The organism is Photobacterium piscicola (genome assembly GCF_046058925.1).
In the GTDB taxonomy this organism is placed as follows: domain Bacteria; phylum Pseudomonadota; class Gammaproteobacteria; order Enterobacterales; family Vibrionaceae; genus Photobacterium; species Photobacterium piscicola.
Genome location: NZ_CP175534.1, coordinates 2993284 through 3019194, shown reverse-complemented (window position 1 = coordinate 3019194; position 25911 = coordinate 2993284). Strand labels below are relative to the sequence as shown.

The window sequence follows — 25911 nt, the reverse complement described above, 5'->3', positions numbered from 1 at the left end:
GTCTGTAATCACGACGCGTGTAAATCTTTCCGTTTATCCTCACAAATTTAAATCATACTGAATAGCTTCAGTATTGGAGTGATTGATGACAATCTCACTTAATGGCCAGTGGTTGCTTGCGTGTATTCAACGTCCTGCAATTCAAGACCTTCATATTGATTTGCCGGGTGATGTTCATTCGGCATTATATGCAGCCGAAGAGATCCCTGATCCATATTGGGCAACCAATGAAAAAAAAGTTCAGTGGGTCGGTGAGTGCGACTGGATTGTCAGCCGCCACTTTGAATTAACGGCCGAACAACTGACGTGTAATGCCATGGACTTGGTATTAAATCAGCTTGATACGGTAGCTGAGATTCGCATTAATGGTCATACCGTTGCTGATTTTACAAATATGTTCATGCGCCATAAGGTGGATGTATTAAGCTGTTTGCAAGTCGGTACTAACCGTATTGAAATTGTGCTACATCGTGCGGATTTAGAAGCTAAAAGTCGTGCAGATAAACTGCCATTCCCAGTACCGTGGGCAGAAGGGAATAATCAAATTCCATTCATGAATACGTTGCGTAAACCTCAATTTCACAGTGGTTGGGATTGGAGTATTTGTTTATCTGTATTGGGTGTTTATGGCGATATTGTATTGCAGCCGATTGAGCATGTACGCATTAGCCATTTAGCAACCAAGCAGAAATGGCACCAACAAGAGTGTGAGTTAGCGGTCACTTTACATTATGAAGTTGTCTCTGAAAAAGGACTGGCTAATGCGTCGGTTACTTTTGATGGACAAACCTTTTGTCTAACGCTTGATCGTGAAGCAACCAAAGCCAGTGTTATTTTCCGTATTGATAATCCCCGTCATTGGTGGCCTGCAGGCTACGGTAAGCAACGGTTATATAAATTAGCTTTAGAAGCTGATGGGGTTGCCATTACCAAGCAAATTGGCTTACGCAAGTTAGAATTAGTTACTGAAGATGATGATCACGGCCAAAGTATGGTGGTGATGGTCAATGATGTGCCGATTTCAGCTCGTGGTGCAAATTGGATCCCTCTGGATGCGATGCCTGCGCGAATGAGTGAACAGCGTTACCGTAGTTTATTAACTGATGCCGCAGCGGCCAACATGAACATGCTGCGAGTGTGGGGCGGTGGCATGTATGAAAAAGACATTTTTTATAATATCTGTGATGAATTGGGGCTGCTTGTTTGGCAAGATTTGATGTTTGCTAATGCGCTGTACCCATCAACCCCTGATTTTATTGCAGAAGTTGAACAAGAAGTTGAATATCAAGTTCGACGTTTAAAAGATCATCCAAGTTTAGCGTTGTGGTGCGGTGATAATGAAGTGTTAGGGGCGATTAATCGTGATCCTGAATCGCGTCAATATCGTGAGAAGCATCTGCTTAATTATGATCGTCTCAATCGTACCTTAGCTGAGGTGGTTGAACGTGAAGATCCATCACGTCGTTTTTGGGCGAGTTCACCATGTAATGGTGAATTAGATATTATCGATACATGGCACCATGATCCTCTACGGGGTGACATGCACTGTTGGGATGTGTGGGATAGCGGTAAAGAGTTTGATACTTATTTGCAAGTAACGCCACGTTTTTGCTCGGAATTTGGATTTCAATCTTGGCCATCATTGCCAACGGTAAAGAGTTTCTTACCTGAGCAAGATTGGAATATAAGCTCGCCAAGTTTTGAAAATCATCAGAAAAGTAGCCATGGTAATTCGGTTATTACCGAGATGTTTACCCGCTATTTCCGGTTTCCAAATGGTTTTGTCAATATGCTGTATTTATCGCAAGTGCAACAGGCATTGGCGGTGAAAACAGCGGCTGAATATTGGCGTACTCAAAAACCGATTAACCGTGGAATGTTGTTTTGGCAATTAAATGATTGCTGGCCTGTGAGCTCATGGTCATCATTAGAATACAGCGGCCGTTGGAAACAATTGCATTACCATGCGCGGCGCTTCTTTGCGCCGCAAATCGCCACGTTTACTCGTGATCAACAAGGGCTTAAATTACACCTCGTTAATGATGGCCGTAAAAATACCGAGTTAAAAGGCGAAGTGGTATGGCAAAGTTGGGAAGGGGAAATTCTTTATCGTGAGCCCATTTCTCAATATTTAGAAGCCGACTCAACCAAAGTGGTATGGGAATGGCTAAATGAAGATTTAGACGGCCATGAACAAGACGGTTTTTTCCATGTACATTTACATAGTGGCCAACAATTAATTGAAAACACGTGGTTTCCAGCGCGGCCTAAATACTGTGAGTTAGCTTGTCCTGATTTACGGTTTGAAGTTGCAGAGCACAATAATGATATCGTGGTAATGCTAAGTAGCAGTAAGCCCGCTTTCTTTGTGCATTTGGAATTTGAGGGTGAAGGTCGATTTGAAGACTCAAGTTTCACTCTGGTACCGGAACACCAGCGTCAAATTAAATACATTGGCTCAGCAAGCTATGATGAAGTGGCGCAAGGTTTACGTGTCTACCACCTAAAACAAAGTTACTAACCGTCTCTTAATAAAACCCTGCTTGCGATTAGTCGTTAGCAGGGTTTTTGCATTTTAATGATGCAAACACACCATCATTGACATTAATTGCTGAGGCGCATTTTGATGATGCTGCTTTTTTTGCCATACTCGTTCGTGCAGATAATAAGCCAAGGTATTGATTGTTGGCTCGATCATTGCCATGGTGCTACCAATAAGAATATCTCCCGTTAATAAATACACCACTGTAAAAGCGACACTAAAATGCAATATAGCGAAACTGATTGTCTTTTTACTTGGAGAAGAATATTGGGTTTGAATGAGCTTTTTAGTTTGCCATACTTTTTCGTGGAAGTAGAAGGCAACGGTATTAACCATGGGTTCTATTAAAGCAATCAGGCCACCGATCAAAAGATTGCCCGTTAATAGGAATGCCACACTAAAAGCAACGGTAAAATGGATAATGGCAAAACTGAGGGTCTTTTTCATAAGGTCAATCTCATTAATTTGATGTAATGAGTATTACAAACCTACTTCAATAGGTAAATTTGGTATTTTATATATCACCAATAGATAAAAGCTATCATTTGCACGTATTTCTAAGCGAGCCGTGTTTTTAAAATGAAGGGGGAATTGTGCAGTTGAGGGAAATAAAAAAACCGACGTCAAAGCGTCGGTTTTTTATTTAGTCAGTAAACAATAACTTATAGCGCAGCAATCGTTGCTTTTTGCTCAGTCAGTTTAACCAGTGTTTCTTCGTAACCCGCTAGCTTTTCACGCTCTTTAGTGATCACGATTTCAGGCGCTTTAGCAACAAAACCTTCGTTGCTTAGCTTGCCAGAAGTGCGTTTGATTTCGCCTTCCATTTTCGCGATTTCTTTATCTAAACGTGCTAGTTCAGCGTCTTTATCGATCAGACCCGCCATTGGGATCATCAATTCAGATTTACCCACAAGTGCTGTTGCACAAGCTGGGGTGGCTTCACCGTCAGCCAATACTTTCACTTCTTCTAGTTTTGCTAGAGATTTCAGTACAGTAAGGTTGGCTTCAACGCGTGTTGCATCAGCAGCATCAGCGACTTTTAGCATGACTGATAATGGCTTGCTTGGCGCGATATCATATTCAGCACGTAGGTTACGAATACTCGTGATAAACGCTTTAACAAACTCAATGTCAGTGATTGCTGCTTGATCAAATTGCGCTTCATCAAACTGAGGCAATGCCTGGTTCATGATAGTTTCACCTTCAACACCGTCAACCAGCGGCTTAACGCTCTGCCAGATTGATTCAGTGATGTAAGGAAGAACTGGGTGCGCAAGACGTAATGTCTTCTCAAGTACTGTGATTAGCGTATGACGCGTTGCACGTTGTTGTGCTTCAGTGCCTTTCCATAGAACAGGTTTTGTTAGCTCTAAGTACCAGTCACAGAATTGGTTCCAGATGAACTCATAAAGTACACCTGCTGCCATGTCGAGACGGAAGTTATCAATATGGGTATTGAATTCTTTTGCCGCTAGTTGGAATTGTGATTCAATCCACTTATCAGCAACTGAGTATTCAAGCTCGCTACCTGCTGCGAAACCACAATCTTGATCTTCTGTGTTCATCAATACGTAACGGCTTGCGTTCCATAGCTTGTTACAGAAGTTACGGTAACCTTCAAGACGCTTCATGTCCCAGTTGATGTCACGGCCAGTAGAGGCCATAGCAGCAAGAGTGAAACGTAGCGCATCGGTACCGTATGGTTCAATACCTGCTTCAAATGTCTTACGAGTGGCTTTTTCAATCTTCGCTGCAAGTTGTGGTTGCATCATGTTGCCACAACGCTTCTCTACTAGAGACTCAAGATCAATACCGTCGATCATGTCGATAGGGTCGATTACGTTACCCTTAGACTTAGACATTTTATCGCCGTTTTCGTCACGGATAAGACCGGTTACGTAAACAGTTTTAAATGGTACTTGTGCTTTGCCGTCTTCATCTTTACAGAAGTGCATGGTCATCATGATCATACGTGCAACCCAGAAGAAGATGATATCAAAACCAGTTACCAACACATCAGATGGGTGGAAGGTTTGAAGATCAGCGGTGTTTTCTGGCCAGCCCTGAGTACCAAATGTCCATAGTGCTGAAGAGAACCATGTATCAAGTACGTCGTTGTCTTGGTTTAGTACCACAACTGGAGCAAGGTTATGTTTTTCACGTACTTCAGCTTCGTTACGACCAACATAAACATTACCGTCGTTATCGTACCAAGCTGGAATACGGTGACCCCACCACAACTGACGTGAAATACACCAATCTTGAATGTCACGCATCCATGAGTAGTACATGTTTTCGTACTGCTTAGGAACAAATTGGATATCGCCATTTTCAACGGCTTTAATCGCAGGTTCCGCTAATGGTGCTGCGCGAACATACCATTGTGCTGTTAGCATTGGTTCAATAACCACGCCACCACGATCGCCATAAGGAATGGTTAGATCATGATCTTTAATTTCTTCTAACAGGCCGAGCTCGTCAAATTCAGCAACGATAGCTTTACGGGCTGCAAAACGCTCCATACCTTGGTATTTCGCAGGGATTTCAGTGCTGTAAACATCACTTTCTTCGCCGTTAGTAGTGAAGACTTCAGCCGCATCACGAATATCAGCATTAAAGGTTAGGATGTTGATCATCGGTAGGCTATGACGCTTGCCTACTTCGTAGTCGTTGAAATCGTGTGCTGGGGTGATTTTTACACAACCCGTACCTTTATCCATGTCCGCATGCTCATCACCTAAAATAGGGATGCGACGGCCAACGATAGGTAGAATGATTTCTTTGCCGATCAGATCTTTATAACGTGGATCTTCAGGGTTTACCGCAACACCTGTATCACCCAGCATGGTTTCTGGACGGGTTGTTGCTACCACAATGTAGTCTTTACCATCTGCTGTTTGTACGCCATCAGCAAGTGGGTAACGGAAGTGCCACATGTGACCTTTAACATCTTTGTTTTCAACTTCGATGTCAGAGATTGCTGTGTGTAGTTTTGGATCCCAGTTAACCAGACGCTTACCACGGTAAAGTAGATCTTCTTGGTAAAGGCGAACGAAAACTTCTTGAACTGCATTTGATAGACCATCATCCATCGTGAAGCGCTCACGATCCCAGTCTACAGATGCGCCAAGGCGACGAAGCTGTTTGGTGATAGTGCCACCAGATTCGTTTTTCCATTCCCAGATCTTATCGATGAAAGCATCACGACCGTAGTCATGTTTAGTTTTGCCTTCTTCAGCAGCGATCTTACGCTCCACAACCATTTGGGTAGCAATACCTGCGTGGTCAGTACCAACCTGCCATAGGGTGTTTTTACCTTTCATACGCTCACAACGGATCAGGGTATCCATAATGGTATCCTGGAACGCGTGGCCCATGTGTAGGCTGCCTGTGACGTTTGGTGGCGGGATCATAATGCTGTAAGCATCTTTAGATGTATCACCATGAGGCTTAAAGTAACCAGCCTCTTCCCAGCGCTGATAAAGCGCTTGTTCAATTGATTGTGGGTTGTATGTCTTTTCCATAGCGCTCTTAGAAGGATTCTATTCTATGTGGAATTAAGGCGTCTCAGTAACAGCATTGGCAGTCGTAATTTGAATGCCAGCAAGGCGATAAGCCTTGTAACGCTCGCGCGCTTGCTGTTTGAGCGTTTCATCGCAAGGGACAAAGTCTACCACTTGTGCAAAGCTAACCGCAAAATTTGCGACAATTTCGGCTAAATTAATTAATACTGCGCGGTGTCCGCTATAACGTAAACCGGGCCAACCAATCTCAACCGGCGATCCGCCTCTTGGTCCTTCTCCAAGTAAATTGTGAGGGATAAAGTTATCGGGATCTTGTTGCCATAGATATTCATCTATTTGTTCTGCTTGTTGTTTATCTGCTGCAAGTAAGTAAACACGTAATCCTTGACGGTAACTCATGGCTGCGCAACGACAAGCAAAATGCCACTGAAAATCACTATCAGCGCCATCTTGCTTATCATCTAATATATAAAACGTAGCATGAGTCATAAATTAATGTCCTAAAAGAAAAGGGCCAATGGCCCTTTTCTGAATGTCTTATTCGACAATCTCTTGGCCTGCTCGATTGAGAAGGAATTGGACCAACAATGGCACAGGACGTCCAGTTGAGCCTTTTGCAGCACCGCCTTTCCAAGCTGTGCCTGCAATATCAAGGTGAGCCCAGTTGTATTTCTTGGTAAAACGCGACAAGAAACAACCCGCCGTAATGGTACCAGCACCTGGTGAGCCTAAGTTCGCCATATCTGCAAATGGACTGGCAATTTGCTCTTGGTACTCATCACTCATCGGTAGACGCCAAGCACGATCGCCTGCTTGTTCTGAGGCATTAATTAACTCATGCGCTAATGGATTATGGTTACCCATTAAGCCACTAATATGATGACCAAGCGCCACCACACATGCGCCCGTTAATGTGGCTACATCAACCACACATTCAGGCTCAAAACGCTCAACGTAAGTTAATGCATCACATAATACCAATCGACCTTCGGCATCGGTATTTAGCACTTCAACCGTCTGACCTGACATGGTGGTTAAAATATCACCGGGGCGATAAGCGTTACCACCGGGCATATTTTCACAACCCGCCAGTACACCAACAACATTAATCGGTAGATTCAGTTTTGCCAGTGCCTTCATGGTACCAAATACAGATGCAGCACCACACATGTCGTACTTCATCTCATCCATTTGTGCGCCAGGTTTGATAGAAATACCACCTGAATCAAAAGTTAAACCTTTACCCACAAGAACAATGGGTTTGGTTTCAGGATCAGGATGGCCTTTGTATTCAATAACTGACATCATGGCTTCGTTTTTAGAGCCTTGACCAACAGCGAGGTATGATGTCATACCTAAAGTTGCCATTTCTTGCTCACCAATAATTTTGGTACTTACTGTTTCAAAATCATCAGCTAAACGACGTGCCTGTGAGGCTAAATAAGCAGGATTGGCAACGTTAGGTGGCATATTACCAAGGTCTTTACTGGCTTTAACACCCGATGAAATAGCAAGACCATGTGCAATCGCACGTTCGCCCAAAGAAAGCTCACGGCGAGTGGGTACATTAAAAACTAACTTGCGTAGTGGACGGCGCGTCTCTGGCTTGTTACTTTTAAACTGGTTAAAGGTATAAAGGCTATCTTTAGTCGTTTCTACTGCTTGACGTACTTTCCAGTAGGTATCGCGACCTTTAACATGTAGCTCGGTTAGGAAACATACCGCTTCCATTGAGCCAGTTTCATTTAAGGTGCTAATGGTTTTCTTGATGATTTGTTTGTATTGGCGTTCGTCAAGTTCACGCTCTTTACCACAACCAACAAGTAGTACTCGTTCTGACAATACGTTGGGAACATGGTGTAATAACAACATCTGTCCTGGTTTACCTTCAAGGTCACCACGACGTAATAATGAGCTAATATAGCCATCACTAATTTTGTCTAGCTGTTCCGCGATTGGAGAGAGGCGACGTGGTTCAAATACGCCCACGACAATACACGCACTGCGCTGTTTTTCGGGGCTACCGCTTTTGACACTGAACTCCATGCGTACTCCTAACATCCTATAAAGACAATTAACGCTAAATGTTAGATAATACCACACTTGCTTGCTCTGCCGAGATTTCGGTATAGGCTTAAAGCGCGGACTTACATTCAGCCGAAAGATAAAAAAATAACTAATTTAACCAAAAACTATAGTGATTCCATCAAAAAAACAAGTTTTCTATGGGAATATAACGCGTGATTATTGTTAGGTATTTGACGAGAGAGACAGTAAAAAGCCAATTAGCAGTACTTTTTGTGCTTTTTCTTGTCTTTATTAGCCAAAAGTTCATTCGCATTTTAGCACAAGCGACGGATGGTTCGATTCCGAGCGATCTGATTGTGACTTTAATGGGACTTTCTATTCCGGCAATGGCATTGCTGATGTTACCACTGAGTTTATATATTGGTATTTTACTTACATTTGGCCGTTTGTACGCTGAAAGTGAAATTACCGTAATGAGCGCCACAGGCATGGGAAATAAATTTCTTATTCGTGCCGCATTAGCTTTAGCTTTAATTACCGGCTCGATAGCCACCGCCAATGCATTATGGGTTGCGCCGTGGGCTCAAAATAAAATTGAACAGATTACCGATCAAGCTAAGGCTGATCCGGGTTTAAATATGCTGGTCAAAGGAACATTCCAAATGGCACCTAATGGCTCAGGGGTGGTATTTGTTAATGACATTACCGATAAAGGTTCCAAATTACATAAAGTGTTTATTGCCCAATTAAAAGCGCAAGATTCATTACAACCGAGTGTAATGGTGGCTGATCGTGGTTTTGTCACCGAACAAGCTGACGGTCGTCAAATGTTAGACTTACAGCAAGGTACCCGTTATGAAGGTGTGCCTACTAAACTTAATTATGCCATTACACAGTTTGATAATTACCAAGCGTTAATTGGTCAGCGTAAAGTGAAACAAGGCTCTCGTGATTGGGAAGCGAAAACGACCTCTGAGTTATTAAAAGATCCAAGTTTAGCGGCAACTGCTGAATTGCAATGGCGATTATCGTTAATTTTATGTATTCCACTATTAGTTATGATTGTGGTGCCATTATCTGCGGTTAACCCTCGTCAGGGACGTTTTGCTAAATTAGCGCCTGCGGTATTAATTTATTTAGCGTATTTCTTAGCAATATCATCGGCAAAATCTGCGATTGAAGATGGTTTTATTCCTGGTTGGATGGGAATGTGGCCGATTAATATTGGCGCGTTATTGATCGCAATCGCTTTAAATAGCTGGGATAGTTTACCGATTCGACGCCTCAAAGATAAATTACGGAGACGTGGTTAATGTTTAAAATTCTCGACTGGTATATTGGCCGAACTATTATTGCAACATCGGCATTAACCTTATCAACTCTCGTCGGACTCTCTGCCATCATTAAATATGTTGAGCAGCTACGTAAAGTCGGTCAAGGCAGTTATGATTTACTGAAAGCATTGTATTTTGTGTTGTTATCCATGCCACAAGATATCGTAACATTTTTCCCGATGGCGGTATTACTTGGCGCTTTGATTGGTCTAGGTATGTTGGCATCAAGCTCTGAGCTGGTGGTGATGCAAGCGGCAGGCTTTTCTAAGTTAGATATTGGTTTATCAACCTTAAAAACCGCAGTGCCGTTAATGATCATTGTGACGTTACTTGGGCAATGGGGCGCACCGCAAGCGCAAAAGTCAGCGCGTGAGTTGCGAGCTTTATGGATCAGTGGCGGTAGTATGCTATCGGTTCAAAGTGGTGTGTGGGCAAAAGATGATAATGATTTTATTTATCTTGGCCGTGTGCATGATAAAAATCAAATCGATGTGGTCAATATTTGGCAATTTAATAACCAAGATAAACTGTTGGATGTGTTATCTGCAAAAACGGCAACTTATGACGTGAAGCTTGGCTGGACGATGCATAATGTGACGGTAACGGATATGACTAACAAGGCGCAGATTACCAATACTCATTATGATACTAAGAAATGGGATACAACATTAACCCCTGATAAGTTAGCGGTGGTTACGGTAAAACCAGAAGAGCTATCACTGTCTGGGTTATATGATTATGTGGGTTATTTAAAAGAATCTAAGCAAGATGCAATGCGTTATGAACTCGCCTTTTGGCGTAAAGCACTGCAACCTGTCTCCATTGGAGTAATGATGTTGCTAGCATTGTCATTTGTCTTTGGGCCGTTACGCTCGGTGACGATGGGAGCGCGCGTGTTATCTGGGGTTATCTTTGGATTTGCATTTTATATTTCCAATGAAGTCTTTGGCCCGATGAGCTTAGTCTATAACTTACCCCCTGTTATTGGTGCTCTTGCGCCTAGTCTGGTGTTTTTAGCTATTACGATTTATTTACTTCGACGTAAATTATAGTGATTAAAAAAGGAGCCTAAGGGCTCCTTTTTTATTACTGATTTTTATTAAGACTGATGATGTATTAGTGCACTTTTTCAGTTACGACCATTTCACATTCCGCCATAATATCTTGCATTGAACGACGCTTATTATTAAAGGCAAGTAAGTTACCTAAACCAAATGCTGATGTTGCAATACGAATAAAAGCTTGAGTAATTTTAATATGAGAACCATCTTCATTTTGAAGTTTTAGTTTCCATGCTCGCATTCCCAATGTTTGTCCTGCTTGAGTCCAAAAGTAGCTATAAAAACCAATAATAACGATAGCAAGGTAAGCGCTATATAACATGCTTGCTGTAGGATTCGATATCAAATAAGCACTGGCATCTTGGTAGTCACCTAAAGTGAGCACACCCACCGCGAGTAAAGTGGCAACAATGGCCATTGCCAGTGCGCCTGCAACCATTAAAATAGCAGTGACGATAAGCGTATCGTAGAACCAAGCCCCTAAACGACGTAATAAACTAGGATATTGGTGTGAAACGGTAGTTTGTAGCTGTTTCTTTTTCTGCATGATGGTTCCAGTATCAATAATGGTTGGGCAAGTCCTTGTTGTCGGCAGTGTAGCAGTAAATTAAATGCGAATGAATGTACAAAATTGCTACAAAATATATTAATACTTATATTGATTGCGGTCTGATTATCATCAATAAATTAATATTGGATCAAAAAACCAACGCTTAACATTTAATATAGTAAATTGTATGGATTAACGCTTGCGCATCAATACGATATACGTATAATAGCCGCCATAAGCCCGAGTGGTGAAATTGGTATACACGACGGATTCAAAATCCGTTTCCTTCGGGAGTGACGGTTCAAGTCCGTCCTCGGGCACCAAATTTCAGAGAAAAGCCTTAATCGTAAGATTGAGGCTTTTTTTTTGCCTCATGGTTATTCCAACTTTCTTAAGTTCGCTTTTCACCTTGTCATCAATCAAAGGAAAGCGGGTTTAAGTCCCCCTTGTTATTTTTTACCATTAGTTATATTTGGTAATCACTATAGTGATAGCTCATCAAAAGCCTCAACTTGATGTTGAGGCTAAATGTCAGTGATCTTTGTTGTTAAAACACAGTATAGGGAATGATGACTTGTAAGCGGACATCAGTTTCATCTTTACCGACTGTCGCTGATTTAACTTCATCACGAGTTAACCATGTAGTGTGTAGCTGTACCACACTGCCTTTTAATGTGCTTTGCTGTAAGGTGTATCCAATCGTACCGTTGACCGCGGCTTCACTGCTATAGCCGACTTTAGTTTGATCCATTCCTGAGCCATATCCTACACCCATGTAGTAATTCCAGCCATTGCCTGCATTAAACGATAAGCGGTTATACAATGATGTTTCACCTGATTGGTTCCAATCAGATAATGCATCCCAAAATTGCGACCAGCTACCATTATTCATCGCATAGGTATAGATGGTACGTGGCACAATCTCAATGTCGTTATGGCTATTAGCGTACCTTAACTGTGATAACCAGCCCCAGCGGCCTTGACTAATATTTAGAGATAAACCACTCATATATCCTAAGCCGTTATATTTAACTTTATCCTTAACACCATAAAAATCAGCGGCTAATATTATTTGGCTATTAACAATATACTGGGTATAGAATTTATAAGATATTGGATTAACACTACGATTACTGTCGCTATAATGCACATCCATAGCTTGGCCTATACCAAGGTTGTAGCTAAAGTTACCGAATTGATTCGCATAGCCTATTGAATGCAAGTAATTCCATTTAGTGTTTGCCCAGCCAATATAATCATCTTCACTCAGTAACCAAGGCGCAGTGTATTTATCAGCCCAAAAATAGGTTAACTTGCCACTACCAATATAGGCGTTAACTTCTAAACCGCGATAAGTACCTGGAACAAATGACCAGACGTTACCCACAGTACCATTACCCGTTGATTGAATTAAGCCGACTTTACCCTTAAAAATATCGTGGTATTGAAATTTAACCGCAGCAGTATAAAGCTTGAAATGTGGGCCATCACCTGCGCCCCAATCTTGGTTATTTGATAATGAGATCTCATTTGATAAATATTCATCATTATCATTTTGAAGACTATTGTTATAGATATCTCCTGCTAAATAACCAGCAACATCGACGCCTATAAATTGATTGTAATAGCCTGAATTAAAATCAACGATAGCGTTATAAGATGAATAATTTAATCGACTATGAAAATCAGAGTTAGGGTGAGTATTATTGCTACGAACACGAGTATCACTGATGAGTTTTGTATTAAGTGATGAGCCGTTAATAAAGCCATTTTGAGGTGTGGTGTTAGCAATTGCTAACGGGGAAAGTGTTACTGCTCCAATGATAGCGATGGAGAGTAATGTTTTTTGCGTAGCCAAGCATTTCTTCATATAAGATCTCATTATTATTGTTATTTTTTAATTAGTGACTATCAATTGCTAGCTTTTTATTGACACTAATAATGCGAGTCGTTGAAACCTAAATCTATATTGAAGAATGGAATTTTATGTTGTTGTTTTTAATGGCTAATAATATTTTTTTTGTGACGTATATTTACTGTTGTTGGCTGGTGGGCGGTCAGTTTATTAACAAATCCTTTTGCGCAAGACTTGTTAAAAAATTTTAGCTAGCGATAATGCGATATTATAAACAGGTATATTCCTAGTTACTGGTAAATGTAGGTGTAATGAAGATTCCTCCACGATTACAACCCCTAGTTGAAGATGGTCTTATTGATGACGTTTTATCTCAACTGATGAGCGGTAAAGAAGCCTCTGTGTATGTTGTTCGCAGTGGTGGCAAAATTTGTTGTGCTAAAGTCTATAAAGAAATTGACCAACGCAGCTTTAAGAAAGCGGTAACTTACCGTGAGGGGCGTAAGGTACGTAATAGTCGTCGTGCTCGCGCGATGGAAAAAGGCTCAAAGTTTGGTAGAGATGAGCAAGAAAAAGTATGGCAACAAGCTGAAGTTGATGCTTTGTCTTTATTACTAAAAGCGGATGTACGCGCACCTATTCCTTACGGTTGTTTTGACGGTGTGTTGTTAATGGAATTGATCACTGATGCCGATGGTGCTGTTGCGCCTCGCTTAAATGATATTACGCTAACGAAAGAACAAGCTTTACGCGATCATGCGGTGATGATTAATTACATCACCCGTATGTTATGTATTGGTATTATTCACGGTGATTTATCTGAATTTAATGTGCTTGTTGATGGTCAAGGTCCTGTGATTATCGATTTACCTCAAGCCGTAGATGCTTCAGCAAATAATAATGCGAAATGGATGCTTGAGCGTGATGTAAATAATATGGCGCATTATTATGGCCAATACGCACCTGAATTACTTGAAACGCAATATGCGAAAGAAATGTGGGCATTGTTTCAGGCTGGCACTCTCAATCCTGATACTGAATTAACGGGTGTATTTATTGAAAGTGAAATGGATGCTGATATTGATGGCTTAATGGCTGAAATTAATGCTGTGATGGCAGAGGCTGAGTTACGCCGAGCTCGATTGATGGATACCAATGAAGAAGAATGTGAGTAATCACTATCTTTGTTTACTGTTTAATATTGTTATTAAAAAAGCTTCAATTAACGATTGAAGCTTTTTTATGGCTGCTATTTAGGAAATGAGTAACTTGCAATCACCGCTTTAGCTTGGCCGTTACTATTAACCGCGGCGATACCAATGCCGAGTGCTTTAAAATGCACGGGTTGAAACTGATCACCATAATTTGTCATAAATTGGGTCAGTTTATGCGGATCAGATTGTGCTAATAAGGTGATATGTGGTTCAAAATTAGTAAATACATTTGGACTGCCATAGCGCTGAAATGCAGCTAATTTTTCAGGATAGTGGCTTACCCATGTCGGAATTTTTGGATCCATGGTTCGAAGTGGGGCCGCCATTATTGCTGCGGTATCGGCTAATCGTTGTAACTCAGGTGTATTGTTAACATCCAGCATTAACCAATTTCCTTTTGTCCGTTGAATATGATCCAGCGTTAAATCAAAACGGTGCCATTGGTTTGCCAGTTGTTGCGCTTGTTGTTTGAGTGAGTTGAGATTATTAGTTGGGTATTCAGTTAAATAAAGCGTGATATGTGGCAGAAAGCCTTGGCTATAAAGTGATGCTAATTGCTGTTGTTTAAGTTGGTTACTGATGGTCGATACGGTTTTATCAACGGTATGATTAGGAATGAGAAACAAGTTATAGCTAATAGTGTTTGATGGCTGTGGTACTGAGGGGTCAGCAATAACGGCAGGGCTAATACAGATACATACTAAGGCTAACAGATGTTTTTTAAACATTTCAATGTTCTGCTTTAAAGTCAGTGATATGACACTTTATACCTTTTTGGTATGCATTTTTGTTAGAGTGATAACAAAATAATCAAAAAAGGCATGCTCAAAGCATGCCTTAATAATCGTCGTATCAATAATCGATATTATTGTTTGATCACTTTTACTTTGTAAACACCATCAACGTTGTAAACACCGTGAATGTCAGTTTCAAAGCCTGGGAAGTGATTACCAATTTCACATAGCATTTCAAGGAAATCTAATACTGGGCGAGATTGCTCTGTTACCATTTCACCAGGAAGTACTACAGGCACACCTGGAGGATAAGGTAAGATCATATTGGCACTGATTTCGTTTACCATTTCAGATAATGGTATTTCACGCACTTCACCACGTAACTCTTGTTGCCATGCAGCATGTGGTGTCATCTTCATTTCTGGTAGCACATCAAATGCTTTGTACATTAGCTCTGGTAATTGGTATTTCACTGTTAGATCGTGAATACTTTGAGCCAGATCTTGGACACGCATATTAGCGTAGAATTGAGGATCTTCTTTAAATAGTGATGGTAAGAATGACTTGATGGTCATATTACGATCATAACCACGTTTAAACTCAGTAAGTGCACGCAATAGTTGCATTGCTTTTGGCTTATCTATACCGATAGAGAACAAGAATAATAGGCTGTATGGACCCGTTTTTTCTACGACAATACCGTGTTGATCAAGGAACTTAGCTACGATAGACGCTGGAATACCTGATGTTAACAGCTCACCATCTTCGTTCATTCCCGGTGTTAGTAGGGTGATCTTGATTGGATCAAGGAACATATGATCTTCATCGATATTCTTGAAGCCATGCCATTTTTCATTGGGCTTTAGGTTCCAACATTCAGTGGTATCGATGTTCTCAGGTTGCCATACATCAAAGAACCAACCGTCACATTCTGAGCGTAGTTTTTTGATTTCTTTACGGAAACGAATTGCGCGATCAATAGAATCTTGAATTAAACGACGACCAGCGTTGCCGTGCATCATTGCTGCAGAAATTTCAGCTGACGCCACAATACCGTATTGTGGTGAGGTTGAAGTATGCATCATAAAGGCTTCGTTGAAAGATTCTTCTTCTAATTGGCCTTTTACATGGATCATTGATGCTTGTGAGAATGCCGCTAATAATTTATGGGTTGATTGGGTTTCATAGAACACTTTACCCGGCATTGCTTCACCACTCATACCACACTTACCTTCGTAAATAGGGTTAAAGTTAGTGTAAGGCACCCAAGCACTGTCAAAGTGAATAAACTTAGTATCCAATGATTCTTTGATAAATTGGGTGTTATAGAACAAACCGTCATAAGTTGAGTTTGTAATAACCGCATAGCCAGGTTTAGTTGCACCAGGAGTGTTAGCCACTTTTTCAGCAATCACTTCACGGCTAAATTCACTCTTAGGAATACCACCTAAAATACCGTAAGCATTACGTGTAGGACGGAAATAAATTGGCACAACATCGGTCATCATCATCATATGAGTTAATGATTTATGACAGTTACGGTCAATCAGTACTGTGCTACCTGCTGGTGCTGAGAACATACCAACAATTTTATTCGCTGTTGAAGTACCGTTAGTCACAATGTAAGAACGATCAGCGTTAAACGTACGCGCAATATATTCTTCAGCTTCTTTATGAGGACCTGAGTGATCTAACAATGAGCCAAGTTCAGGCATTGAGATTGAAATATCTGCTTTAAATGTATTTGCACCGTAGAAATCGTAGAAAATACTACCTACTGGGCTTTTATTAAATGCTGTACCTGACATGTGACCCGGAGTACAGAATGTATATTTAGCTTCATCAACGTAGTTAAATAATGCTTTGGTTAACGGTGGTAGAATACTGTCTTTGTAGTCTTCTGTTGCTTGCTCAATTTTATGCGCAATATCAGAAGCACTACCAAGGCAATATTCAAAGAAGTAAATATTTAAGCGAAGATCTGCTAAGTTAATATCGAGTGTTGAATGCTCGTTAGCAAAGGCATATAGCGGTAGTTTTTCGTTAATTTGATTAATTTGTTGGCATAAGTCTAATGAGTAAGTATCCCAGTCAAAAATCACACCACTGATACGTGGGTTCATTTCAAGTAGCTTCATTAAATCCTTATCATCAACAGGATAAACGACTTTATAACCGCGAGTAGCTAGTGCTTGTTCTAATTCTTGTACTGGGTATTTTTTGAAGAATACGCCTAAATTATTTAATATTGCAATGGTATTCATTTTGAATATCTCCAGGGTAAGCAAAGGCGCACCACTCCAATTAGGGAGGTGTAATTGTGCGCCTTGATAATATTATGAGGTTCGATATTTAGTGAGATTGTGCGACTTTATTCGCCTGTTCTTGTTGTTCTAGTTGTAAGTGTTGACGGAAGCCAAGCTTACGAGCGTAGAACATGAAGATGGCTAGTGAAACAACGAAAGTTGCAGCTAATGCAGATGGATCGGCACCAATAAGGGCGATAAAGCAGAAGATACATGCGACACCTGCAAATAACATCACAAACACATTGCGCGTTGTCATACCTTCATAACGAATTAAGTTAACCGCTGAGTAGAAGTAAGGCAGCATAGTTAATAACACAGCATCTGACGTTAAAATATCAAATAGGTTAGATGCATGGCTGTCACTTGAGCTAAATAGCGTGATAACAATCATAAGAATTGTCATCATGATAGACGCAAGAACTAAGCCTTTTTTAGCAACGCCATTTTTATCAGTTTCACCAAAAACAGCTGGGAAGTTACCGTCACGAGCTGCACGTTTGCCAGCCTCACCGACCAACATCATCCAAGAACCTAGAGATGTAAAGCACGCTAAAGCGGTAAATGCTGCAACAAATGGCGCAGTCCAAGCACCGAAGATTGCTGTCGTAGCGAGTGCAAATGGCGCACCAGAAGCTGCAACTTCAGAGGCTGGGAACATACCAGCAATAACTTGGGTTGATAGAATATAGATAACACCGGCAATAATCGTACCGAGTAAGGTTGCTAGTGGTACGGTTTTCTTCGGGTTTTTCACCATACCAGAAGATACCGCTGCTGATTCAACACCCACAAATGACCATAGAGTTATCAATACAGCACTGACTATCGCATGAGAGTTTGAGCTGTGTGATGTATTCCAGTTTTGCATGTAAGTCGTTGCATCAAAATGCCCCCAACCTACAACAGCAGTACCAACGATAGGAACAAGAATAAGGACTAAACCCAGTGTACATAAGCGGCTTACCCATGAACCACCAAGCAGGTTAATAATGGTGAAAATCCATACTGAAGCAATAGTTGCGATAGCTGCTGGAATAGTGTTATTCAAAATTGGGAAGAACACAGAAAGGTATGATACCCCAGTGATTGCAATCGCAAGGTTACCAATCCAGTTAGCATGGTAATAAAGCACACCTGTTTGAAAACCAAAGGCAGGAGAAACTTCACCAGCGTATGCAATTGGGCCACCTTCTTGTGGGTTATTCGTTGCTAAGCGAGCGTAAACAAAAGCTAATGATAACGCGCCAATTAAACAAATAATCCAGCTATAAATAGATATAGAACCTACTTTTGCTAATGTCGAGGGTAACAGAGCAATACCACTACCCATCATGTTACCGGCTACAACACCAGTACAGGCTATTAAGCCTATTTTTTTTGACGTATCGGATGACATGCAACAATCTCCAAAAAATATAATTATATTTCAAGTGGTTAAACATATTTAACGGCAGAGATAATACTGGTTGATTGCTATAGTTATTATCAATGACGAGTAATTGCGAATTAATCTACAGCAGATAGAAAAGTTAATTAAATAACCTTCTACTCAAAGATTGAAAAATAATAATTTTGGTTTTTTTTAACTTATTTTATTTTTGTTTCCTTGTTAATCAGTAACTTAAAAGTGGTGTGAAAAAATAATTTATTTATCAATTAAATAAAGGTCGCTTCATAATTCATATAAGGATTGAGTTATCATTAATATAAGCCTTTAACGAATGTCATCATGACTTAAAAAGTATCACCATAAGAGCAACGCAATAAGAAAATAGAGACACTAAAATGACGTCTTCAATCGATTATTCTTGGTCGCTGAATTGCGTGTCATATTGATTAAAAGACGATATAGAGGTGTTAACTTTAATGTGGCGGTGTGGATTCAGAAGCGTTTATTTGTGATATAAAAACCAATTTCTCACAGAGCTGCTGAGTTTCTTGCGAGGGATCTAAATATAAAGCCATACTATAGTATTCGTTAGCTTGTTTTTGTTTATGTGTTAGTTGGCTTATTTTTCCTAATAAAATATAACGTAATGCTGTATTTTGTTTAGATTGCAATGCCGCAAGTGATAGATAATGTTCAGAAGCAATTAGATCGCCTTGATAAAGATTATTTAGTGCTAACGCATCATATATTTCACTAGAGATAAATTGAGAAGGGTTGGTAATACTTTTTTCTAATTCTTTGCCATAATTCATTAACGTAGGCATGGATGTTATTTTATTATTGATAGTTAGCATAATTGAATAAGCAAGGTATCGCTTTGCTAATAAATAGCTATTATTAGGGGCATCTTTAATAAGTTCATTTATGCTTTTAATATAACTTATATTTGCGTCACCATTATTATTTATAGCATTGGGCAGCGCCAGATAGCCATATAACGTATTAGCATTCGTTAAGTTAAGTCTATTGTTGGTATTTTTATGATTATAATTTAATGACTGTATTAATTCATTGAGTAGTTTATCAATTACGATATAAGCATTATTACGATCGATATGAATATTTTTTTGTAACATGATTGTTTTTGAAATGTTGTTAAATAATTCAATGTGCAGTTGGTGTTGTTGATTTATATATAAAGAGAGAGTTTTACCCGCAGTAGGTTGAGCACTAAAACTGCTGATATAGTTTGTTGAGGCAAATAGTGAATCTTTTATTATGTTTGCGATTGAATTCAATTGATTTGTCGGTGATTGCGGAGGGGATTCAATATGAATTAAGCGCGGATTTAATACAGCGATAGGAAGAATAACCTTTTCGTTGCTCCAGCTTATAAAAATTATAGTTATCAAAAGCATAGTTAAAATGCAGAAATCAAAGAACCAATGATTCCATTTGATAGTATTTGAATGAGTTACTGTGATCGATGGGGCGTCTTTTGACGTTTCATTAAACGCACGTGTCATTGGCCCTGCGGGAAATGATGCTTGTATTGAAGTATCATTGGTATGTTCATGTGAAGAATGAAATTCCTCTAACTTAAAGCCTGTACTGGGATCGACATATATTTGTTGTACGTCGATATCAAGTTTATAACCTCGTTTAGGGATGGTTATAATCCAATGGTCTTCATCCATTTTTTTTAGTGTTTTTCGTAATTCAAAAATAGATTGTGTTACTACTTGCTCACTAACAACAGCACCATCCCAAACATTTTCAATTAATTCATCTCGTGTGAAGACAATACCTTGATGCTGGGCTAAAAAAGCTAATAGCTTAGTTATTCTAGGTTCGAGAATATAATTTTTTCCTGATTTATATAAACAATTTTCTGTTGTAATTAATAACCAGTTATTAATTTTATAATTTACCCAAGCCATTTGGTTTTAATTCTATTAATTATTATGATGAGATTAATTCTATATTATTTGCTTTTATATATAGATGGAATTTTTTATTCTAGCGTTAACTGTAATTTCATATTTCATTTATAACTGTAAATTTTAAATAATTATTCAAATTCCGATATTTTGTGAGGTTGATCACGTTTTTTATTCTGTGGTTATTTATTTTAAAGAAAGCCAGTAATTGAATTATAAATATGATTTTTTTAAATAAATATTCGATTACCTACATTTTTTTATAAAACGATTAATAGAAGAAGGTAATATCATGTTAGACACTGAAGTTGATGAAAACAGGCTGATTGCTGAACGTCGCGCAAAACTTGATCATATTCGTAAATCAAGCAAAGCTAATGGTCACCCTAATACTTTTCGTCGCTTGAAATTAGCCCGTGATTTGATCTGTGAGTATGAAAATAAATCAAAGGAAGATTTAATTAATACCACTTATACAACAGCGGTTGCTGGCCGTATTATGGCTAAACGAGGCCCATTCCTTGTATTACAAGATGTCTCTGGACGAATTCAAGTTTATGCTGATAAGCAAGTCCAAGAACAATTAAAAGAACAATATCATGGACTAGATATTGGCGATATTATTGGCGTGAAAGGCCAGTTACACCGTTCAGATCGCGGTGAACTTTATGTCAATATGGATCAGTATGAATTACAGACTAAAGCATTACGTCCATTGCCTGAAAAATACCATGGCTTAACGGATCAAGAACAACGTTACCGTCAACGCTATGTTGATTTGATCATTAATGAAGAATCACGCAATACCATGATTATGCGTTCAAAAGTGGTTGCTGCGATTCGTCAATTCATGATTAAACAACAATTTATGGAAGTTGAAACACCCATGATGCACCCGATTGCTGGCGGTGCATCTGCTCGACCTTTTGTGACTCACCATAATGCGTTAGATATAGATATGTACCTTCGTATCGCGCCTGAGCTTTACTTGAAACGTTTAGTTGTTGGCGGTTTTGAACGTGTGTTTGAAATTAACCGTAATTTCCGTAATGAAGGCCTATCACCTCGTCATAATCCAGAATTTACCATGATGGAATTTTATATGGCGTATTCTGATTACAATGACTTAATTGATTTTACAGAAAGCTTATTAAGTACTATTGCAAAAGATCTTTGTGGCAATACTGCATTACCTTATGGTGAGCATGTTATTGAGTTTAATGGACCTTATACTCGAATGACGATGCTTGCTGCGATTCAACATTACACTCAAGATAATGCACGTATTCAAGCATTAACTTATGATGATGTTAAGAATCGTGAACTAATGGCAGATATCGCACGAGAAGTTGGTTTAACCGTTGAACCATTTTGGACTTGTGGTCAGTTATTAGAAGAAATCTTTGGTGAAACGGCTGAACCTCAGTTAATTCAACCGACTTTTATTACTGGCTACCCAGCTGACATTTCCCCATTAGCACGTCGCAGTAATGAAGATTCATTCCTAACTGATCGGTTTGAGTTTTTTGTTGGTGGTCGTGAAGTTGCGAATGGCTTCTCTGAACTTAATGATGCACAAGACCAAGATGCACGTTTTAAAGCCCAGATGGATGCTAAAGACGCTGGTGATGATGAAGCAATGCAGTATGACGAAGATTATATTCGAGCACTAGAATTTGGCTTACCGCCAACAGCAGGTGAAGGGATTGGTATTGATCGCTTAGTGATGTTATTTACTAACGCACATACGATTCGTGATGTGATTTTATTCCCATCAATGCGTCCTAATAACAATAATTAATGAATGAATAAAAGCAGTTACCACTGCTTTTATTTGATTATAAAAAAAGCCTCAAGATGAGGCTTTTTTCTTATGCTATTTTTCTATTAGTGACCATCGTGGCTATTGATACGGTGTTTGGTAACAAAACCAACCAATACACACATAACAAATACAGCAGCATAAAGCGCATTCGCGGTAACTAAAGCCGCATGTGTGCCATAGTTTTTAACGATAGGGCTTGTTACAACGAAAGTTAGCATTGTACCAACCGTGCCGCATAGCAGAATAAAGTTAACCAATTTTGGTGAGGATACTTTAGTTTGCTGTGAGCCTAAGGTAATAATAGTGGTGTAAATCGCACTACTGATAAAGCCAAGCGCTGAAATAATGTAGATAAGATTATGTGGATCTGTATCTTTATTAAATAGGTACATGAGTACTGTCGCTAAACCTGATAAAACGACAACAAAATAATGAAGGTCGAACTTTTTCAGTAATACACTGAAAATCCACATACCAATCATGTAAGCACCCCAGAAGTAACTTACCAATTGGCTTGCGCTACTAATAGATAGGCCTAGCTTTTGAGTTGCGTATTCAGGAATCCAAGAAATAAAGCCGAGTTGGCCTAAGATGTAACATAAAGCGGCAATCGCTAGAAATATTACAGCCACACCCCATTTTTCTTTAGGTTCATTTGTTGCAGCTTCTTGAGGTGCATCTTTACCTAGTACTGGGAATGTAGACATCAATGTTAGGATAAAAATAGCAAGGTAGATAATACCGATTGCAGCATATACCCAGTACCATTGCATGTGGTGTGCGAGTACGGCTGCTGAAATTACAGGGAAAATCATACCAGCCATACTGAAAAATGAATCAGTAAACAGTAAGCGAGAACCGCGTTCTTTGCCGTCGTAAATATGAGTGATTAAGTAAGTACCAATAGACATGGTAATACCACTGACAACACCTAATACGAACATACAGCCAGAGAAGATAGCAAGATTATGGCCAAAAATAAGACCAAGAATTGCTAACAGCATGAGAATGAAACCAAAAATGAGCTGGCGTTTAAGCGGCACAATTTCCATTAACCATACGTTAAGGAAGATAGAGATTAAAATACCGGTATTAAGAAAAGTGAACGTGTTGCTCATGCTCGATATTGGTAAATCAAAATATTTGGCAATATCTCCCATAACGATACCGGTGACGATAATCAGAGATCCAGTAAGGGCATAGGATAAGAAGCTTATCCACGTCAGAAGGATGCGATTCTGGTTTGTCATAGAAAATCCTGTATAACTTTCAATTATAATTAAAGAGGCAAACGGAATGCCAATTAATGAAAGGGCTGAATCCTAACATAAGGACTAGCTTTGTTTGTGACACATGTCACCATTATATGACATAAGGGGATTTATCATACCTATAAGATATGAATAATCAGTATTTATAAGTCGAGTTTTTATTACTGATTGTTTTTATTGTTGTTCTTGTTGTGTGAATTTAAGTTTTTTTAACAATTTATTGCTGTTATTTATGTCTTGTTATTCTTAGTTGGTAAATATTTTGACATTTTTGTTCTGTTTATACTATATGGCTATCTTTTAGTATAAATAGGTAATCTTTTACCGCTCTACTAGCTGCATAAAAAAGCCTGTTAATGATGGCTTTTAGACCGTATTTGGAAAATTTGATTATAGTATGTACGAGGTCGCATTTTTTTTTATTTTTTTGAAAATTAACGCTTGCCAATGTGATCGAAGTCTCTATAATGCGACCTCACTGACACGGAGTAAGCCATTGGCTAGCAACGAAATCAGTGTTGTTCTTTAACAATTTGACCATGCAATCTGTGTGGGCACTCGTTGAATAGTTAAGTCGAAAGATTTATCAATGAACTGAGTGACCAATACAAATAACCCAATCTATTTATAGAGAAGATTATTTGGCACAGTCAATTCATTATCGTTCTGTTGGAACGATAATAGCTTTAAAATTACTAAGGTAGTTTTGAAGTCAGTATTCATTGAGCCGTCTCGAAAGAGGCAACAAAACTTTAATTGAAGAGTTTGATCATGGCTCAGATTGAACGCTGGCGGCAGGCCTAACACATGCAAGTCGAGCGGTAACAGAAAGAAAGCTTGCTTTCTTTGCTGACGAGCGGCGGACGGGTGAGTAATGCCTGGGAATATACCCTGATGTGGGGGATAACTATTGGAAACGATAGCTAATACCGCATAATCTCTTATCTTTTACGAGATGGGAGCAAAGAGGGGGACCTTCGGGCCTCTCGCGTCAGGATTAGCCCAGGTGGGATTAGCTAGTTGGTGGGGTAATGGCTCACCAAGGCGACGATCCCTAGCTGGTCTGAGAGGATGATCAGCCACACTGGAACTGAGACACGGTCCAGACTCCTACGGGAGGCAGCAGTGGGGAATATTGCACAATGGGGGAAACCCTGATGCAGCCATGCCGCGTGTATGAAGAAGGCCTTCGGGTTGTAAAGTACTTTCAGTTGTGAGGAAGGCAGTTAAGTTAATAGCTTAGCTGTTTGACGTTAGCAACAGAAGAAGCACCGGCTAACTCCGTGCCAGCAGCCGCGGTAATACGGAGGGTGCGAGCGTTAATCGGAATTACTGGGCGTAAAGCGCATGCAGGCGGTCTGTTAAGCAAGATGTGAAAGCCCGGGGCTCAACCTCGGAACAGCATTTTGAACTGGCAGACTAGAGTCTTGTAGAGGGGGGTAGAATTTCAGGTGTAGCGGTGAAATGCGTAGAGATCTGAAGGAATACCGGTGGCGAAGGCGGCCCCCTGGACAAAGACTGACGCTCAGATGCGAAAGCGTGGGGAGCAAACAGGATTAGATACCCTGGTAGTCCACGCCGTAAACGATGTCTACTTGAAGGTTGTGGCCTTGAGCCGTGGCTTTCGGAGCTAACGCGTTAAGTAGACCGCCTGGGGAGTACGGTCGCAAGATTAAAACTCAAATGAATTGACGGGGGCCCGCACAAGCGGTGGAGCATGTGGTTTAATTCGATGCAACGCGAAGAACCTTACCTACTCTTGACATCCAGAGAATTCGCTAGAGATAGCTTAGTGCCTTCGGGAACTCTGAGACAGGTGCTGCATGGCTGTCGTCAGCTCGTGTTGTGAAATGTTGGGTTAAGTCCCGCAACGAGCGCAACCCTTATCCTTGTTTGCCAGCACATAATGGTGGGAACTCCAGGGAGACTGCCGGTGATAAACCGGAGGAAGGTGGGGACGACGTCAAGTCATCATGGCCCTTACGAGTAGGGCTACACACGTGCTACAATGGCGTATACAGAGGGCTGCAAGCTAGCGATAGTGAGCGAATCCCACAAAGTACGTCGTAGTCCGGATTGGAGTCTGCAACTCGACTCCATGAAGTCGGAATCGCTAGTAATCGTGAATCAGAATGTCACGGTGAATACGTTCCCGGGCCTTGTACACACCGCCCGTCACACCATGGGAGTGGGCTGCACCAGAAGTAGATAGCTTAACCTTCGGGAGGGCGTTTACCACGGTGTGGTTCATGACTGGGGTGAAGTCGTAACAAGGTAGCCCTAGGGGAACCTGGGGCTGGATCACCTCCTTACCTAAAGACTTATACTGTTTTA

The 25911-nt window shown here is 40.2% G+C and carries 16 protein-coding genes, 1 tRNA gene and 1 rRNA gene; 7 read left to right on the top strand and 11 right to left on the bottom strand.

The annotated features are described in order from the left end of the window. Positions 1–85 precede the first annotated feature (85 nt). A complete protein-coding gene (locus ACJZU6_RS14140; RefSeq protein ID WP_408900466.1) occupies positions 86–2521 on the top strand; it encodes a glycosyl hydrolase 2 galactose-binding domain-containing protein in 2436 nt (811 codons plus the stop codon). A 54-nt stretch (positions 2522–2575) separates the two neighbouring features. On the opposite strand, the gene ACJZU6_RS14135 is transcribed toward ACJZU6_RS14140, so the two are convergent. From ACJZU6_RS14135 to pepA, 4 genes are all read right to left on the bottom strand, one after another. Then, positions 2576–2989, bottom strand: coding sequence for a DUF2061 domain-containing protein (locus ACJZU6_RS14135; protein ID WP_107276440.1), 414 nt, complete (start codon positions 2987–2989; stop codon positions 2576–2578). A gap of 215 nt (positions 2990–3204) precedes the next feature. Continuing rightward, a complete protein-coding gene (locus ACJZU6_RS14130; protein WP_327779962.1) occupies positions 3205–6066 on the bottom strand; it encodes a valine--tRNA ligase in 2862 nt (953 codons plus the stop codon). Positions 6067–6099: 33 nt separating this feature from the next. Next, positions 6100–6555, bottom strand: a complete 456-nt coding sequence (locus ACJZU6_RS14125; protein WP_107276442.1) for a DNA polymerase III subunit chi — start codon at positions 6553–6555, stop codon at positions 6100–6102. 48 nt (positions 6556–6603) lie between these two features. Then, positions 6604–8112, bottom strand: a complete 1509-nt coding sequence (gene pepA, locus ACJZU6_RS14120; protein WP_080158545.1) for a leucyl aminopeptidase — start codon at positions 8110–8112, stop codon at positions 6604–6606. A 194-nt stretch (positions 8113–8306) separates the two neighbouring features. Between pepA and lptF the strand changes: the two genes are divergently transcribed. Beyond that, entirely contained in the window at positions 8307–9407 is a 1101-nt protein-coding gene (lptF, locus tag ACJZU6_RS14115) for an LPS export ABC transporter permease LptF (protein ID WP_408900465.1), read from the top strand. After that, complete coding sequence (lptG, locus tag ACJZU6_RS14110; RefSeq protein ID WP_080158544.1) at positions 9407–10480, top strand: LPS export ABC transporter permease LptG; 1074 nt, start codon at positions 9407–9409, stop codon at positions 10478–10480. Before lptF ends, lptG begins: the two co-directional genes overlap by 1 nt. 64 nt (positions 10481–10544) lie before the next feature. Here lptG and ACJZU6_RS14105 read toward each other — a convergent pair whose 3' ends face one another. Beyond that, positions 10545–11036, bottom strand: coding sequence for an RDD family protein (locus tag ACJZU6_RS14105; RefSeq protein WP_408900464.1), 492 nt, complete (start codon positions 11034–11036; stop codon positions 10545–10547). A 241-nt stretch (positions 11037–11277) separates the two neighbouring features. Here ACJZU6_RS14105 and ACJZU6_RS14100 point away from each other — a divergent pair. Next, positions 11278–11362: transfer RNA gene (locus ACJZU6_RS14100), tRNA-Leu, on the top strand. A gap of 224 nt (positions 11363–11586) precedes the next feature. On the opposite strand, the gene ACJZU6_RS14095 is transcribed toward ACJZU6_RS14100, so the two are convergent. Continuing rightward, positions 11587–12909, bottom strand: a complete 1323-nt coding sequence (locus ACJZU6_RS14095; protein WP_408900463.1) for a porin — start codon at positions 12907–12909, stop codon at positions 11587–11589. A gap of 296 nt (positions 12910–13205) precedes the next feature. Between ACJZU6_RS14095 and ACJZU6_RS14090 the strand changes: the two genes are divergently transcribed. After that, positions 13206–14069 carry a PA4780 family RIO1-like protein kinase gene (locus ACJZU6_RS14090; RefSeq protein WP_080158541.1) on the top strand — a complete coding sequence of 288 codons (864 nt, stop codon included), beginning with the start codon at positions 13206–13208 and terminating at the stop codon, positions 14067–14069. Between the two features lie 74 nt (positions 14070–14143). Here the strand turns inward: ACJZU6_RS14090 and ACJZU6_RS14085 are convergent, their stop codons facing one another. From ACJZU6_RS14085 to ACJZU6_RS14070, 4 genes are all read right to left on the bottom strand, one after another. Beyond that, positions 14144–14836, bottom strand: coding sequence for a 2'-5' RNA ligase family protein (locus ACJZU6_RS14085; RefSeq protein WP_408900462.1), 693 nt, complete (start codon positions 14834–14836; stop codon positions 14144–14146). 137 nt (positions 14837–14973) lie between these two features. Further along, positions 14974–17106 carry a lysine decarboxylase gene (cadA, locus tag ACJZU6_RS14080; protein WP_080158539.1) on the bottom strand — a complete coding sequence of 711 codons (2133 nt, stop codon included), beginning with the start codon at positions 17104–17106 and terminating at the stop codon, positions 14974–14976. An 88-nt stretch (positions 17107–17194) separates the two neighbouring features. Further along, positions 17195–18547 carry a cadaverine/lysine antiporter gene (gene cadB / locus ACJZU6_RS14075; RefSeq protein WP_080158538.1) on the bottom strand — a complete coding sequence of 451 codons (1353 nt, stop codon included), beginning with the start codon at positions 18545–18547 and terminating at the stop codon, positions 17195–17197. A gap of 467 nt (positions 18548–19014) precedes the next feature. Further along, positions 19015–20481: a winged helix-turn-helix domain-containing protein gene (locus ACJZU6_RS14070; protein WP_408900461.1), complete on the bottom strand. Its 1467-nt coding sequence runs from the start codon at positions 20479–20481 to the stop codon at positions 19015–19017. A gap of 292 nt (positions 20482–20773) precedes the next feature. Between ACJZU6_RS14070 and lysS the strand changes: the two genes are divergently transcribed. Beyond that, positions 20774–22282, top strand: a complete 1509-nt coding sequence (gene lysS, locus ACJZU6_RS14065) for a lysine--tRNA ligase (RefSeq protein ID WP_080158536.1) — start codon at positions 20774–20776, stop codon at positions 22280–22282. Between the two features lie 86 nt (positions 22283–22368). On the opposite strand, the gene tsgA is transcribed toward lysS, so the two are convergent. After that, the gene (gene tsgA, locus ACJZU6_RS14060) at positions 22369–23556 is read right to left on the bottom strand and encodes an MFS transporter TsgA (protein WP_080158535.1); all 1188 of its coding nucleotides are present in this window, start codon (positions 23554–23556) and stop codon (positions 22369–22371) included. 774 nt (positions 23557–24330) lie between these two features. On the opposite strand from tsgA, the gene ACJZU6_RS14055 reads away from it, so the two are divergent. Continuing rightward, positions 24331–25889: ribosomal RNA gene (locus tag ACJZU6_RS14055) — 16S ribosomal RNA — on the top strand. The last annotated feature ends 22 nt before the right edge of the window (positions 25890–25911 follow it).

Coding starts and splice junctions, on each gene's coding strand:
- ACJZU6_RS14140 (WP_408900466.1), top strand. CDS start 86: ATGACAATCTCACTTAATGGCCAGTGGTTGCTTGCGTGTATTCAACGT.
- ACJZU6_RS14135 (WP_107276440.1), bottom strand. CDS start 2,989: ATGAAAAAGACCCTCAGTTTTGCCATTATCCATTTTACCGTTGCTTTT.
- ACJZU6_RS14130 (WP_327779962.1), bottom strand. CDS start 6,066: ATGGAAAAGACATACAACCCACAATCAATTGAACAAGCGCTTTATCAG.
- ACJZU6_RS14125 (WP_107276442.1), bottom strand. CDS start 6,555: ATGACTCATGCTACGTTTTATATATTAGATGATAAGCAAGATGGCGCT.
- pepA (WP_080158545.1), bottom strand. CDS start 8,112: ATGGAGTTCAGTGTCAAAAGCGGTAGCCCCGAAAAACAGCGCAGTGCG.
- lptG (WP_080158544.1), top strand. CDS start 9,407: ATGTTTAAAATTCTCGACTGGTATATTGGCCGAACTATTATTGCAACA.
- ACJZU6_RS14105 (WP_408900464.1), bottom strand. CDS start 11,036: ATGCAGAAAAAGAAACAGCTACAAACTACCGTTTCACACCAATATCCT.
- ACJZU6_RS14095 (WP_408900463.1), bottom strand. CDS start 12,909: ATGAAGAAATGCTTGGCTACGCAAAAAACATTACTCTCCATCGCTATC.
- ACJZU6_RS14090 (WP_080158541.1), top strand. CDS start 13,206: ATGAAGATTCCTCCACGATTACAACCCCTAGTTGAAGATGGTCTTATT.
- ACJZU6_RS14085 (WP_408900462.1), bottom strand. CDS start 14,836: ATGTTTAAAAAACATCTGTTAGCCTTAGTATGTATCTGTATTAGCCCT.
- cadA (WP_080158539.1), bottom strand. CDS start 17,106: ATGAATACCATTGCAATATTAAATAATTTAGGCGTATTCTTCAAAAAA.
- cadB (WP_080158538.1), bottom strand. CDS start 18,547: ATGTCATCCGATACGTCAAAAAAAATAGGCTTAATAGCCTGTACTGGT.
- ACJZU6_RS14070 (WP_408900461.1), bottom strand. CDS start 20,481: ATGGCTTGGGTAAATTATAAAATTAATAACTGGTTATTAATTACAACA.
- lysS (WP_080158536.1), top strand. CDS start 20,774: ATGTTAGACACTGAAGTTGATGAAAACAGGCTGATTGCTGAACGTCGC.
- tsgA (WP_080158535.1), bottom strand. CDS start 23,556: ATGACAAACCAGAATCGCATCCTTCTGACGTGGATAAGCTTCTTATCC.